At 55.9% G+C, this 14,381-nt stretch carries 13 protein-coding genes and 1 pseudogene; all 14 read right to left on the bottom strand.

The annotated features are described in order from the left end of the window. Positions 1-10: 10 nt before the first annotated feature. Complete coding sequence (locus tag NAC44_RS07570; protein ID WP_250939727.1) at positions 11-1,522, bottom strand: NADH-quinone oxidoreductase subunit M; 1,512 nt, start codon at positions 1,520-1,522, stop codon at positions 11-13. Further along, on the bottom strand, positions 1,522-3,519 hold the full coding sequence (nuoL, locus tag NAC44_RS07565; protein WP_250939725.1) for an NADH-quinone oxidoreductase subunit L: 1,998 nt from the start codon (positions 3,517-3,519) through the stop codon (positions 1,522-1,524). Before nuoL ends, NAC44_RS07570 begins: the two co-directional genes overlap by 1 nt. A gap of 7 nt (positions 3,520-3,526) precedes the next feature. Further along, complete coding sequence (gene nuoK / locus NAC44_RS07560) at positions 3,527-3,835, bottom strand: NADH-quinone oxidoreductase subunit NuoK (protein WP_250939723.1); 309 nt, start codon at positions 3,833-3,835, stop codon at positions 3,527-3,529. A gap of 31 nt (positions 3,836-3,866) precedes the next feature. Further along, entirely contained in the window at positions 3,867-4,481 is a 615-nt protein-coding gene (locus tag NAC44_RS07555; RefSeq protein ID WP_250939721.1) for an NADH-quinone oxidoreductase subunit J, read from the bottom strand. Between the two features lie 150 nt (positions 4,482-4,631). Continuing rightward, the gene (nuoI, locus tag NAC44_RS07550; protein ID WP_250939719.1) at positions 4,632-5,123 is read right to left on the bottom strand and encodes an NADH-quinone oxidoreductase subunit NuoI; all 492 of its coding nucleotides are present in this window, start codon (positions 5,121-5,123) and stop codon (positions 4,632-4,634) included. Positions 5,124-5,163: 40 nt separating this feature from the next. Next, on the bottom strand, positions 5,164-6,207 hold the full coding sequence (nuoH, locus tag NAC44_RS07545; RefSeq protein WP_250939717.1) for an NADH-quinone oxidoreductase subunit NuoH: 1,044 nt from the start codon (positions 6,205-6,207) through the stop codon (positions 5,164-5,166). 12 nt (positions 6,208-6,219) lie between these two features. Beyond that, positions 6,220-8,301, bottom strand: coding sequence for an NADH-quinone oxidoreductase subunit NuoG (gene nuoG / locus NAC44_RS07540; RefSeq protein ID WP_250939715.1), 2,082 nt, complete (start codon positions 8,299-8,301; stop codon positions 6,220-6,222). 290 nt (positions 8,302-8,591) lie between these two features. Beyond that, entirely contained in the window at positions 8,592-9,077 is a 486-nt protein-coding gene (locus NAC44_RS07535; protein ID WP_250939713.1) for a hypothetical protein, read from the bottom strand. Positions 9,078-9,262: 185 nt separating this feature from the next. Next, positions 9,263-10,567: an NADH-quinone oxidoreductase subunit NuoF gene (gene nuoF, locus NAC44_RS07530; protein WP_250939711.1), complete on the bottom strand. Its 1,305-nt coding sequence runs from the start codon at positions 10,565-10,567 to the stop codon at positions 9,263-9,265. Between the two features lie 83 nt (positions 10,568-10,650). Next, positions 10,651-11,248 (bottom strand): annotated as a pseudogene (gene nuoE, locus NAC44_RS07525) (NADH-quinone oxidoreductase subunit NuoE); the annotation flags it as partial. 190 nt (positions 11,249-11,438) lie between these two features. Continuing rightward, positions 11,439-12,629 carry an NADH-quinone oxidoreductase subunit D gene (locus tag NAC44_RS07520; protein WP_250939709.1) on the bottom strand — a complete coding sequence of 397 codons (1,191 nt, stop codon included), beginning with the start codon at positions 12,627-12,629 and terminating at the stop codon, positions 11,439-11,441. Positions 12,630-12,649: 20 nt separating this feature from the next. Then, positions 12,650-13,252, bottom strand: a complete 603-nt coding sequence (locus NAC44_RS07515) for an NADH-quinone oxidoreductase subunit C (protein ID WP_250939707.1) — start codon at positions 13,250-13,252, stop codon at positions 12,650-12,652. A gap of 17 nt (positions 13,253-13,269) precedes the next feature. Then, the gene (locus NAC44_RS07510) at positions 13,270-13,857 is read right to left on the bottom strand and encodes a NuoB/complex I 20 kDa subunit family protein (protein ID WP_250939705.1); all 588 of its coding nucleotides are present in this window, start codon (positions 13,855-13,857) and stop codon (positions 13,270-13,272) included. Beyond that, complete coding sequence (locus tag NAC44_RS07505; protein WP_250939703.1) at positions 13,848-14,213, bottom strand: NADH-quinone oxidoreductase subunit A; 366 nt, start codon at positions 14,211-14,213, stop codon at positions 13,848-13,850. Before NAC44_RS07505 ends, NAC44_RS07510 begins: the two co-directional genes overlap by 10 nt. Positions 14,214-14,381: the final 168 nt, after the last annotated feature.

The raw sequence follows: 14,381 nt of genomic DNA, 5'->3' as shown, positions 1-14,381 counted from the left end.
ATCCTGTTCGTCAGTTGACCAACATGGCCACATTTTGAGCGGCGTGCAGGGCAGCAGTATAATTGTGAAGAAGAACATCGACTGACGCTGTCGTCGCATCGAAGATTGGCGCCGGATAGACCCCGAACAGGATCGTCAGTGCAATCAGCGGATAAAGTGTGAATTTCTCACGTACCGACAGATCGAGAAGCGCTTTCAGGCTTTCCTTTTCCAATGCACCGAAAATAACCCGGCGATAAAGCCACAATGCATAGGCGGCAGAGAAGATCACACCGGTGGCGGCGAAGAGCGCTACCCAGCTATTGGCCTGGAAAACACCGATCAGGGTGAGGAATTCCCCGATGAAACCCGAGGTTCCCGGCAGACCGACATTGGCCATGGTAAAGACCATGAAGGCCAGCGCGTATTTCGGCATGTTGTTGACGAGACCACCATAGGCAGCGATTTCGCGGGTATGCATCCGGTCGTAGATCACGCCAACGCAGAGGAAAAGCGCGCCGGAAACGAAACCGTGGCTGATCATCTGGAACAGTGCCCCCTGAAGACCCTGCTGATTAGCCGCAAAAATACCCATGGTGACATAGCCCATATGCGCCACCGAGGAATAGGCAATCAGCTTTTTCATGTCTTCCTGCATCAACGCCACCAGAGAGGTGTAGATGATGGCAATGACAGACAGAGCGAACACAAAAGGCGCAAAATAGTGCGAAGCCAGTGGGAACATGGCGAGGGAGAAACGGATGAAACCGTAACCGCCAAGTTTCAGCATGATCCCAGCCAGTATGACCGAACCTGCAGTTGGTGCCTGCACGTGCGCATCCGGCAGCCAGGTATGGACCGGCCACATCGGCATCTTCACCGCAAAGGATGCGAAGAAGGCAAGCCATAGAACGATCTGCAGGCTTTGCGGGAAGTGATGCTGCAACAGGGCCGGAATGTCGGTTGTACCCGCATTCCAGTACATCGCCATAATAGCCAGCAGCATCAGAACCGAGCCGAGCAGCGTATAAAGGAAGAACTTGTAGGAGGCGTAAACGCGATCCTTACCGCCCCAGACACCGATGATGATGAACATCGGAATCAGGCCCGCTTCGAAGAAAACATAGAAGAGCACGATATCGAGCGACACGAAGACGCCGATCATCATCACTTCCAGGATCAGGAAAGCGATCATGTATTCCTTGATGCGTTTTTGCACCGAGGTCCAGCTGGCCAGAACGCAGAACGGCATCAGGAAAGCCGTGAGAACGACAAACAGCATGGAGATGCCGTCTACGCCAAGATGATAGGAAATTCCGCTACCGAGCCAGGCGTGTTGCTCGACCATCTGAAAGCCGGGATTGGCATTATCAAAGCCCGTCCAGACGAACAGGGACACGACGAAGGTAGCAACCGTTGTCAGAAGCGAAATGTTGAGCACATTTCGCCGTCCAGCCTCTGTGTCACCCCGCACCATAAGCAGCAGAGCGACGCCAACCAGTGGTAGGAAGGTGACCGTTGAAAGAATTGGCCAATCGGTCATCAGATGGAACTCCCAATCATCATCCAGGTAACGAGGGCAGCGATACCCAGCAGCATCGCAAAGGCATAGTGATAGAGATAGCCGGTCTGAAGACGAACCACACGCTGGGTCAGACCTGCTACGGAAGCAGCCACGCCATTCGGACCATAAGCATCGATGGTGGCAATATCGCCCTTCTTCCAGAGGAAACGACCGATGGCCTTGGCTGAGCGCACGAAGAGCAGGTCATAGAGCTCGTCGAAATACCACTTGTTCAGCAGGAACTGGTAGAGAGCCCACTGGCTCTTTGCGAGCTTTTCGGGTGTCTTCGGCGATTTGATATACATATACCAGGCCAGCACCAGACCGATCAGCATGGCAATGAAGGGGCTCAGATGAACCCAGGTGGGCACATGCTCGTGGTTTTCGAGGATTTCGTTATGGGCAGAGGTGAACAAGGCCCCCTTCCAGAACTCTCCATAGGCTTCACCGAAGAAGTAGTTATGGAAGATGAAACCGGCAAACAAAGCGCCAAGCGTCAGCACATAAAGCGGGATCAGCATGACCTGCGGGCTCTCATGCACATGATGCATCACTTCATGAGAGGCACGCGGCTTGTTGAAGAAGGTCATGAACGCCAGACGCCATGAATAGAAGCTGGTGAACAGGGCGGCAACCACCAGAAGAATGAAGGAGAACATGCCAACCGAAGTATGCGCGGCATAAGTCGATTCGATGATCGCATCCTTGGAGAAGAAGCCGGCCGTGCCGATATTGGTACCTGGAATGCCAACGCCTGTCAGCGCGAGATTGCCGATGGTCATGGCCCAGAAAGTAACCGGGATATGTTTACGCAAGCCACCCATGTGGCGCATATCCTGTTCACCATCAACGGCATGGATGACCGAACCGGCGCTAAGGAACAGGAGAGCCTTGAAGAAGGCATGGGTGAAGAGATGGAACACGGCAGCGCCATATGCTCCGACCCCTAGTGCCGCAAACATGTAGCCGAGCTGCGAGCAGGTCGAATAGGCAATGACACGCTTGATGTCGTTCTGCACAAGACCAACCGTTGCGGCAAAAAAGGCTGTGATCGAGCCGATAATGGTTACGACCGTCAGTGCGTCCGGAGAGAGTTCGAACAAAGGTGACATACGAGCCACCAGGAACACACCTGCCGTGACCATGGTGGCCGCATGGATAAGTGCGGAAACCGGTGTCGGGCCCTCCATGGCGTCAGGCAACCAGGTGTGCAGCAGAAACTGCGCCGATTTACCCATAGCCCCCATGAACAGTAGTAGACAGGCGGCGGTAATCGCGTGGCCCTTATCAAGGCTCATGCCGAAGAGGGTAATGACGGTTTGTGAAGCATCCGCAGCGCCAGCCTTTGGCAGATAGGTCTGGGCGGCAGCAAAGATCGTGTCGAAATTGATCGAGCCAAACAGGACGAAAACCGTGGAAATACCAAGGATGAAACCAAAGTCACCGACACGGTTGACGATGAAGGCCTTCATTGCCGCAGCATTGGCCGAAGGCTTCTTGAACCAGAAACCGATCAGCAGATAGGATGCAAGACCGACGCCTTCCCATCCAAAGAACATCTGCAAAAGGTTATCCGAGGTAATCAGCATCAGCATCGCAAACGTGAACAGCGACAGATAGCTGAAGAACCTTGGACGATGCGGATCATGATGCATGTAACCGATCGAATAAAGATGCACGAGCGTCGAAACCGTATTGACCACGACCAGCATGACGGCCGTCAGCGTATCGATCCTCAGTGCCCATTCAACATCGATGCCGCCGACCTGCACCCAGCGCAGCACGGGAGCCTTGATCATTTCGGCGTGACCGCCGAAGCCGACCTGGAGAAAGACATACCATGACATGGCGGCAGCCAGAATCATGAAACCTGTGGTCAGAAATTCCGAGGCTTTGGCTCCGATCTTGCGGCCAAAAAAACCGGCAATGATCGCGCCAAGCAGGGGAAGAAAGACGATTGCCTTGTAAAGTAACATAGCCCTATCAGCCCTTCATCATATTCACGTCTTCGACGGCGATCGATCCGCGGTTGCGGTAGAAGACAACTAGGATGGCGAGACCGATGGCAGCTTCTGCTGCAGCAACGGTCAGAATGAACAGCGCGAAAACCTGACCGACAATGTCATGCAGGAAGGACGAAAACGCCACCATGTTCAGGTTTACCGCAAGCAGGATGAGCTCCACCGACATCAGAATGACGATGATGTTCTTGCGATTGAGAAAGATGCCAAAAACGCCGAGCATGAAGAGAATGGCGCTGACGGTTAGATAATGGGAAAGTCCGATTTCCATATGACGTATCCTTGAAATCCCGCGCCTAATCTCACAAACCCTGACCGGGCTTGACCTTGACAACCTTGATGGCGGTTGCCGGACCACGCGCCACCTGATCGGCGATGACCTGACGCTTGATATGCTGGCGGTGGCGCAAGGTGAGCACAATCGCACCAATCATCGCGACCAGAAGAACAAGACCGGCAATCTGGAAGAAGAAAACATAATTTGTATAGAGAACGTCGCCGAGCGCCGCGGTATTCTGACGCTGGCTCAAAGCCGGGATCGGCATCGAAATCGCCTGCTTCGCCGTGGGCGAAAGCGTCGAACCGCCGATGACGAAGACCAGTTCAGCCGCAACAACCGCGCCGATCAACGCTGCAAGCGGCGCGTATTTCAATGCACCCGAACGCAGTTCTGAAAAGTCGATATCCAGCATCATCACGACGAAGAGAAACAGAACAGCGACAGCCCCGACATAAACCACGAGCAGGATCATGGCCAGGAACTCGGCCCCGGTCAGCATGAACAGGCCCGATGCATTGACGAATGTCAAAATCAGGAACAAGACCGAATGGACCGGGTTTCGGGATGAGATGACCATGAACGCCGACGCAACCGCGACAAAGGCGAACAGGTAGAAAAATAGTGCCTGAAGACCCATGATGGTGCCTTTTCATCTTCCTCGGGAGCGCGACGAAGAGCCCTCTCCCCTGAAGTCCGACAGATCCTCGACGGACCAGCCAAACACGTCGTTTCAATTGCAGAACGGGGGCATTGAAAGACCATTCAGGCCCCCGATCCAATCCATCACTCAGCGATAAGGCGCATCCATCGCAATGTTACGGGCAATTTCCCGTTCCCAGCGGTCGCCATTGGCGAGAAGCTTGGCCTTGTCAAAATAAAGCTCTTCGCGGGTTTCCGTGGCAAACTCGAAGTTCGGACCCTCGACAATCGCATCTACAGGGCAGGCTTCCTGGCAGAAACCGCAATAGATACATTTCACCATATCAATGTCATAGCGAACCGTTCGGCGGGTGCCATCGTTGCGGCGGGGACCTGCCTCAATGGTAATCGCCTGCGCGGGACAGATCGCCTCACAAAGCTTGCAGGCAATACAACGCTCTTCGCCATTCGGATAGCGGCGCAGAGCATGCTCGCCACGAAAGCGCGGACTCACAGGTCCCTTTTCAAAGGGGTAATTGACGGTCGCCTTCTGTTTGAAAAAGTAACGCATCGAAAGGAAGAATGCGCTGACGAACTCTTTCAGGAACAGAGAGCGGACGGCCTGAGACATACTTGCCATCTTCAAACTCCAGATCTGCCGGGGGTTGCGGGAGCGGTGCTCATGCCCACCCCGTCAGCTTCAGTACGAATGCAACAATCACGACCATGGCAAGCGACAGCGGCAGGAACACTTTCCAGCCCAGACGCATCAACTGGTCATAGCGATAACGTGGAACGATTGCCTTGGTAATGGCGAACATACCGAAGACCAGCGCAGCTTTGATGACAAACCAGATGATGCCCGGAACCCAGTTGAGAACGGCGATATCAACCGGCGGAAGCCAGCCGCCAAGAAACAGAATGGTCGTCAGCGCGCACATCAGGACGATGGCGGCATATTCGCCGAGCATAAACATCATGTAAGGGGTCGAGCCATATTCCACCATGAAACCGGCGACAAGTTCGGATTCGGCTTCAGGAAGATCGAAGGGCGGACGGTTTGTTTCAGCCAGTGCCGAGATGAAGAACACGACAAACATTGGGAAGAGCGACAGCCAGTGCCAGTCCAGGAAAGAAGATGGCAGGCCGAGCATGGTGCCGAGACCACTTTTCTGCGACAGCACAATATCCGTCAGGTTTAAGGAGCCGACGCACAGCAGAACCGTGACAATGACGAAGCCGATAGAAACTTCGTAGGAAACCATCTGCGCTGCTGAGCGAAGCGCGCCAAGGAAGGGGTATTTCGAGTTCGATGCCCAACCACCCATGATGATGCCGTAGACTTCCAGCGAGGAAATGGCAAAGACATAGAGCACGCCAACATTGATATTGGCGATCACCCAGCCATTGTTGAGCGGGATAACCGCCCAGGTCGCCAGCGCCAGGGTCACGGCAACCAGCGGCGCCAGAAGGAAGACCCCCTTGTTGGCGCCAGCAGGAATGATCGGCTCTTTCAACACGAACTTCAGAAGGTCGGCGAAGGACTGGAAGAGACCCCAAGGGCCGACGACGTTCGGGCCGCGGCGCAGCTGAACGGCAGCCCAGATCTTGCGGTCAGCCAGAAGAATATAAGCAATGAACAGCAGAAGACAGACCAGCAGCAGCAGCGACTGTCCGATCATGATGGCCCCTGGCCAGACATAGCTAGAAAAGAAAGAATCCATGATCTCTTGCCCTTACTCTGCCGCAAGCTTGAAATTGTTGCGGGCCAATGCCGAGCACTCCGCCATGACAGCCGAAGCGCGTGCAATCGGGTTTGTCAAATAGAAGTCTTTGACCAAAGACGCAAACCCGGATTGCGCCATGTTCCCGCCTTTTTTTGCAAGTGCGATCACATCTTCCGGCGCACCGGCAGCAATCTCGTCGATGGCGGCAAAATGCGGATAGGCCTGATAGAGCTTCTGTCGCAACTGGGTCAGAGAATCGAAGGGAAGCTTCTTGCCCAGCACATCCGAGAGCGCCCGGATCACAGCCCAGTCTTCACGGGCGTCACCCGGGGCAAAGCCAGCGCGGTTGCCCATCTGTACCCGACCTTCGGTATTGACCCATGTTCCGGATTTTTCCGTATAAGCGGCCGCCGGCAGGATGATATCGGCATTTTGCGCGCCGTTATCGCCATGCGAGCCGATATAAACTGTGCATTTTGCCGTCTTGCCGCTCAGGTCCAGCTCATCGGCGCCAAGCAGGAAAAGCACATCCATGGCAGTCAGCATCTCGGCAGCCGTTTTGCCACCCGCTGCCGGAACAAAGCCCAGATCGAGACCGCCGACGCGGGCAGCCGCCGTGTGCAACACCGCAAACCCATTCCATTCAGCGCTCACGGCGCCGATGGCGACCGACAAGGCTGCAGCCTGAGCCAGAACGGCAGCACCATCGGCCCGTGCCAAAGCCCCCTGCCCGATCACGATCAACGGCTTCTTCGCCGCCTTGAGCTTTTCGGCAAAACTGTTGTTGCCCGAAAGAAGATCGCTGAGTGTCTCGGGACCTGCCCCCAGATAGCTGTAATCATAACGCATGTCCGAAGCTTCACCGATCACACCGATCGGGAAATTGCCACGGCGCCAACGCTTGCGGATCCGTGCATTGAGAACAGCGGCCTCAAAGCGCGGATTGGCCCCAATCAGCAGCAGCGCATCGGCATCCTCAATGCCCTCGATACCGGCATTGAACAGATAGCTTGCGCGGCCAAGAGAAGGATCGAGCGCCACGCCATCCTGACGACAGTCGTAATTGGCAGAACCCAGCGAAACCAGAAGCTCTTTCAGCGCATACATTTCCTCGACGGCGGCGAGATCGCCGGCAATCGCACCGATCTTGTCGCCCTTCGTTGCCGCCACGGCTGCCTTGATCGCACTGAAGGCTTCCGGCCAGGTGGCAGGGACAAGGCGGCCATCCCGACGCACATAGGGGCGATCCAGACGCTGGGTCTTCAGACCATCCCAGATAAACCGGCTCTTGTCGGAAATCCACTCTTCGTTGATCGCGTCATTGACGCGCGGCATGATGCGCATGACTTCACGGCCACGCGTATCGACACGGATGGCCGAACCGAGAGCATCCATCACATCGATCGATTCGGTCTTGTTCAGTTCCCACGGACGGGCAGTGAAAGCGAAGGGCTTCGAGGTCAGTGCGCCAACCGGGCACAAATCCACCACATTGCCCTGCAATTCTGAGGTCATCGCCTGTTCGAGATAGGTGGTGATTTCGGCATCCTCACCGCGACCGATCAGGCCGAGTTCGGCGATGCCGGCCACTTCCGTGGTGAAGCGGACGCAACGCGTGCAGTGGATGCAGCGGTTCATCACCGTCTTGACCAGCGGTCCGATATACTTGTCCTCGACAGCGCGCTTGTCCTCGCCATAGCGGGAACTGTCGATACCGAAGGCCATGGCCTGATCCTGAAGATCGCATTCGCCGCCCTGGTCACATATCGGGCAATCCAGCGGATGGTTGATCAGCAGGAATTCCATGACGCCTTCGCGCGCCTTTTTCACCATCGGAGTGTTGGTGAAAACCTCAGGCAATTCGCCATTCGGACCACCGCGAATATCGCGTACGCCCATGGCGCAGGATGCAGCCGGCTTCGGCGGGCCACCTTTGACCTCGACGAGGCACATGCGGCAGTTGCCTGCAACCGAGAGCCGTTCGTGGAAACAAAAGCGCGGTACTTCGGCGCCAGCCTCCTCACATGCCTGAAGCAATGTGAAATGATCCGGAACCTCGATTTCCTTACCGTCGACCTTCAGCTTTGCCATATTCGCCTTCCTGTCTCACGTCCATCGCAGCCGCCGCATCCGGCTGGCAGGAAGATCAGAAATCTTCCGCGTGCGTTGTCTTTCTTTGCAACGGCCTGCTTCTCCTTGCAACCTGGAAACCAGGAACTCGAAAGAATGGCCAATCTTTTAAGCCTGTCGGGTTCGGATAGAACCATACCCGCTTTGTCAGTTCTTATCCGCCGATCAATGAAAAACCGCTTTCCTTGATCGGCGTCAGTGTTCAAGGCGCGCAACTGGGTGCAAATACCCCGTATCGCCTGTTTTCATCCTTATGCCTGTCCCAGCAAGTTCTTTGCCTGGCCGATCCAGTCATCGCGCAGGATACGACCATTCAAACCCAGTTCGGCATCGATACGCTTTGCATCCTCCTGGGTCCAGGCAGCAATATCGGCAAAACCGGTTACCCCCATGCCCTGGAGCATCTGCATCATTTTCGGCCCAACACCTGAAATTTTTTTCAGGTCATCGGCAGACTTGAGATCATGTGCAGTCGATGTCGTTTTTTTCCGTCCCGCAACAGCAACTTTCTCCCGGCCTATAGACTTGGTCTTGAACGCAGGTGCATCTTCTGCAGGTTTGGCAAGCGGCTCACCATCGGCCTTAGAAATCGCGACAGGCGCAACGTCATACTCAGGCGAGCGTTTCGGTTCAGCCACAATCACCACGGGGGCGGCAGATTGCTTGTTGTGACTTTTAGAGGGCAGATGACTTGCAGCCATGAAGCCTTGCCAGGTACCGAACATGGCACCTGTCATCTGGGTTGCCATGCCGAAACCGACGGCTGTTGCAGCGGCAAATGCGGCAACAGGATGAGCGAGAAGAGGATGCAAAGGCATGGCAGGCACGGCACTCAGGATTTCGGAACGTGATCCGAAACCCATGGGATTGACCGATTTTGTACCCTTGTCGACCGATGCATCCACCATTGTCTTGCCTTCCCTTATTCAGCCGCGTCCAGAACCGCGCCGACGCTCGTGGAATTTGCCGTATACTGATCGATGCGCGCCTCGATTTCGGCGCGGAAATTGCGGATGAGACCCTGGACCGGCCATGCCGCAGCATCGCCAAGCGCACAGATCGTATGCCCTTCGATCTGCTTGGTGACCTGGAACAGCATGTCGATTTCACGCTTCTGCGCCTGGCCCTTCACCATGCGGCCAAGAACGCGCATCATCCAGCCCGTCCCTTCGCGGCATGGGGTGCACTGGCCACAGCTTTCATGCTTGAAGAAGGCCGCGATGCGCCAGATGGCCTTAATGACGTCCGTGGACTTGTCCATGACGATCATGCCGCCGGTGCCGAAGGAGGATTTCACCTCACGCATGCCGTCGAAATCCATGATCGCATCGGCCATGTCTTCACCCCTGACAATGGGACAGGAGGCACCACCGGGAATGACGCCGAGAAGATTGTCCCAGCCGCCGCGAATCCCGCCGCAATGACGCTCGATCAGTTCACGGAAGGAGAGACCCATGGCTTCTTCGAAGGTGCAGGGCTTGTTCACATGACCGGAGACCATAAACAGCTTGGTGCCGACATTGTTGGCACGGCCAATCGATGAGAACCAGCTTGCACCGCGACGCAAAATGGTCGGCGCAACCGCAATCGATTCGACGTTGTTGACCGTGGTCGGGCAACCGTAAAGACCCATATTGGCCGGGAAAGGCGGCTTCAGACGCGGCTGACCCTTCTTGCCTTCGAGGCTTTCAAGAAGCGCGGTCTCTTCACCACAGATATAGGCACCGGCGCCGTGATGCAGATAGACGTCGAAATCCCAGCCATTCTTGTTGTTTTTGCCAAGCAGACCGGCCTCATAGCAGGCGTCAACCGCTGCCTGCAAAGCCTCGCGTTCGCGCATATATTCGCCGCGCAGATAGATATAGGCGGTATGGGCACCCATCGCGAAACCGGCAATGACGCAGCCCTCGATCAGCGTATGCGGATCGTGGCGCATGATATCGCGGTCCTTGCAGGTGCCAGGCTCCGATTCGTCGGCATTGACGACGAGATAATGCGGACGTCCGTCGCTCTCCTTCGGCATGAAAGACCATTTCAGGCCGGTCGGGAAGCCCGCGCCACCACGACCGCGAAGACCGGAAGCTTTCATCTCGTTGATGATCCAGTCACGGCCCATTTCGAGGATCTGCTTGGTTCCATCCCAGTGGCCGCGACTCATCGCGCCTTTCAGGGATTGATCCTTCAGACCGTAGATATTGGTGAAAATGCGATCCTTATCCTGCAACATATCTCACCCCTTGGCCTTTTCGGTTTCCGCAGACTGGGCGGATTGGCCCTCGCCCCAACGCACCGGCCTGATCTCTTCCGTCAACGTCAGCGGCTGCCCTTCCGGCGCAGAGAACACCCGGTCGATCTGCGGACCCGGCTTGATCTCGTCACCCTTACCTGCGGCAAAGGCGTCAATAATCTCTTCCATACGTTCCGGCGTCAGGTCCTCATAGGCATCCTTGAAAATGATGACCATCGGCGCATTGACGCAGGCGCCCTGACATTCGACCTCTTCCCAAGAGAGCGTGCCGTCGGCATTGGTCTCGAAGGGTTCAGCATTGATCTTTTTCTTGCAGACATGCATCAGGTCTTCGGCGCCACGCAACATGCAGGGCGTAGTGCCACAAACCTGGATATGCGCCCTGGTGCCCACCGGCTTCAGCTGAAACTGCGTGTAGAAGGTCGCAACTTCCAGAACGCGGATATAGGGCATAGCCAACTTTTCCGCGACGAATTCGATCGCCGCCTTGGTCACCCAGCCATCCTGTTCCTGCGCGCGCATGAGCAGCGGAATGACTGCCGACTGCTGACGGCCCTCGGGATATTTGCGGATGGTGGCTTCAGCCCAGGCTGCATTTTCCTCGTTAAAGGCAAAGCCAGCCGGCTGGAATTTATCTTCGGCTAAACGACGAACGGACATGCTTCCTCACGCCTATCTCAATTGATGGCCGAAGGTGACAGGAGGCCATCAAGCGACCCGGTACCTTGCGACCATACGGTCTTTTTCAGGACTGCTGTCTTGAGGCCTTGCCCTTCTACGAACGCCCCGTCTGCAGATCGATCCGATCCGCAGCCAGACAGCATCATTGGAAGGCAAGAGAAATGCCTCATCAGCGATCCACCTCACCAAACACGATATCGAGCGACCCCAGAACGGCGGTGACATCGGCAAGCTGATGACCGCGCGACAGGAAGTCCATCGCCTGAAGATGCACGAAACCCGGCGCCCGGATTTTGCAGCGATACGGCTTGTTGGAGCCATCCGATACCAGATAGACGCCGAACTCACCCTTGGGTGCTTCGACAGCCGCATAAACTTCACCGGCAGGAACGTGATAGCCTTCGGTGTAGAGTTTGAAGTGGTGAATGAGCGCTTCCATCGACCGCTTCATCTCGCCGCGCTTCGGCGGCACGACCTTACCGTCGAGTGCCGAAACCGGCCCGGTCCTGGCATCGCCCAGCAGACGATTGACGCATTGCTTCATGATCTTCACCGACTCGCGCATTTCCATCATGCGGATCAGGTAGCGGTCATAGCAGTCGCCATTCTTGCCAACCGGAATATCGAAATCCAGCTCCGAATAGCATTCATAAGGCTGCGAACGACGCAGATCCCAAGCTGCTCCGGAACCGCGCACCATCACGCCGGAGAAACCCCAACGCCATGCGTCTTCAAGGCTGACGACGCCGATATCGACGTTACGCTGCTTGTAGATGCGGTTTTCGGTCAGAAGGCCTTCGATATCGTCGAGGACCTTGATAAAGGGATCGCACCACTTGCCGATATCTTCGACCAGTTCCGGCGTGATATCCTGATGAACGCCGCCGGGACGGAAATAGGCCGCATGCATGCGCGCGCCCGATGCACGCTCATAAAACACCATCAGTTTTTCACGTTCCTCAAAGCCCCAGACCGGCGGCGTCATTGCACCGACGTCCATGGCCTGGGTCGTCACGTTCATGATATGCGACAGGATACGGCCGATTTCGGAAAACAGCACGCGAATGAGCTGCCCACGGATCGGGATCTGCAGACCGAGCAGTTTTTCAACGGCAAGACAGTAGGCATGTTCCTGGTTCATCGGCGAGACGTAATCCAGCCGGTCAAAATAGGGCAGCGCCTGAAGATAGGTCTTGGCCTCGATCAGCTTTTCCGTGCCGCGATGCAAGAGACCGATATGCGGATCAACTCGTTCGACGATTTCGCCGTCGAGTTCAAGCACCAGACGCAGCACGCCGTGGGCGGACGGATGTTCCGGCCCGAAGTTGATGGTAAAATTGCGAACGGAATGTTCTGCCATGATCTAACGTCCCGCTCCTTTTACTGCGCCGCTTTCTCGTCGCCGGGCAGCACGTAATCCGTGCCTTCCCAAGGCGAGAGAAAATCGAAATTGCGGAATTCCTGCTTCAGCTCCACCGGTTCATAAACAACCCGCTTGGCGGTATCGTCATAACGAACCTCAACAAAACCGGTCATCGGGAAGTCCTTGCGCAGCGGATGACCTTCGAAACCGTAATCCGTCAACAGACGGCGCAGATCCGGATGGCCGGTGAACATCACGCCGTAAAGATCCCAGGCTTCCCGCTCGAACCAGTCGGCGCCGGGAAAGATCGGACAGATCGACGGAACCGCCTTATGCTCATTCGTTGCCAGCTTGACGCGAATACGGCAATTCTGTTTCGGCGACAGCAAATGATAGACCACATCGAAGCGGTCAGCACGCGCCGGATAGTCGACACCACAGACATCAATGATGGAGATGAAGCCACAGCGGGCATCATCACGCAGAAATGTCACGAGCGCCATAATCTGCTCGGCACTGGTCGTAACCGTCAATTCACCAAATTCAAGCTTCGTGCCGGAGATGAGGCCAGCTGCCTTGTCTGCGATATAGGAGGCCAGCTCCTGAAGGGATTCGCTCATTTCGTCAGCCCCTCGCCTTACCGTTCGATTGTGCCGGTGCGGCGGATTTTCTTCTGAAGCAGAAGCACGCCGTAGAGCAGCGCCTCTGCCGTGGGGGGACAGCCCGGAACATAAATATCCACAGGCACAACCCGATCACAGCCGCGAACGACGGAGTAGGAATAATGGTAGTAACCACCGCCATTGGCGCAGGAGCCCATGGAGATAACGTAACGCGGCTCCGGCATCTGGTCATAGACCTTGCGAAGCGCAGGCGCCATCTTGTTCGTCAGCGTACCGGCAACAATCATCACATCCGACTGACGCGGCGAGGCGCGCGGGGCAACGCCGAAGCGCTCCATGTCATAGCGCGGACCTGAGGCCTGCATCAGACCCTCGACGGCGCAGCAGGCCAGACCGAACTGCATCCACATCAGAGAGCCAGTGCGCGCCCAGGTAATCAGCGCCTGGGTCGAAGTGACGAGAAAACCCTTGTCGGCCAGCTCGTTATTGATTTCACCAAAAAAGGCGCTGTCATTGCCGACCGGCTTACCGGTTGCAGGATCGATGATCCCTTTCGGCTGCGGCGCAATCAGCGTCTGATTGTTGTTCGGGCTCACTCCCATTCCAGGGCCCCCTTCTTCCATTCATAGATAAAGCCGATGGTCAACACACCGAGGAACACCATCATCGACCAGAAGCCGAACCAGCCGATCGCACCGAAGGAAATCGCCCAGGGAAAGAGGAATGCCACCTCAAGGTCAAAAATGATGAAGAGGATCGACACCAGATAAAAGCGGATATCGAACTTCATGCGAGCATCGTCGAATGCATTGAAGCCGCATTCGAAAGACGAGAGCTTTTCCGCATCGGGCGCCTTGAATGCGAGGGCGAAAGGCGCCGCCAGAAGGGCAAGACCAATCACCAAGGCAATGGCGATAAAAACCACGATCGGAAGGTAGGAACTGAGAAGGTCAGTCATCATATCCATCCCTGCTTGTCAGAACATCTGGCGACGTTCACGGCACGATACCGACAAGCCAAAAAGACTGTTGCAACGAGCCGTTGGTTAGCGCAGCCAAGGCGCTAGCGCAAGCCCGGTTTCGGCAATTCGCACATGCACACAAATTGTTTAACGGAAATCATCCGA

It is taken from the genome of Allorhizobium sonneratiae (assembly GCF_023700755.1).
Taxonomy (GTDB): Bacteria; Pseudomonadota; Alphaproteobacteria; order Rhizobiales; family Rhizobiaceae; genus Allorhizobium; species Allorhizobium sonneratiae.
The sequence above is the reverse complement of the archived record's forward strand: the minus strand, read 5'-3'. Positions and strand labels throughout refer to the sequence as shown.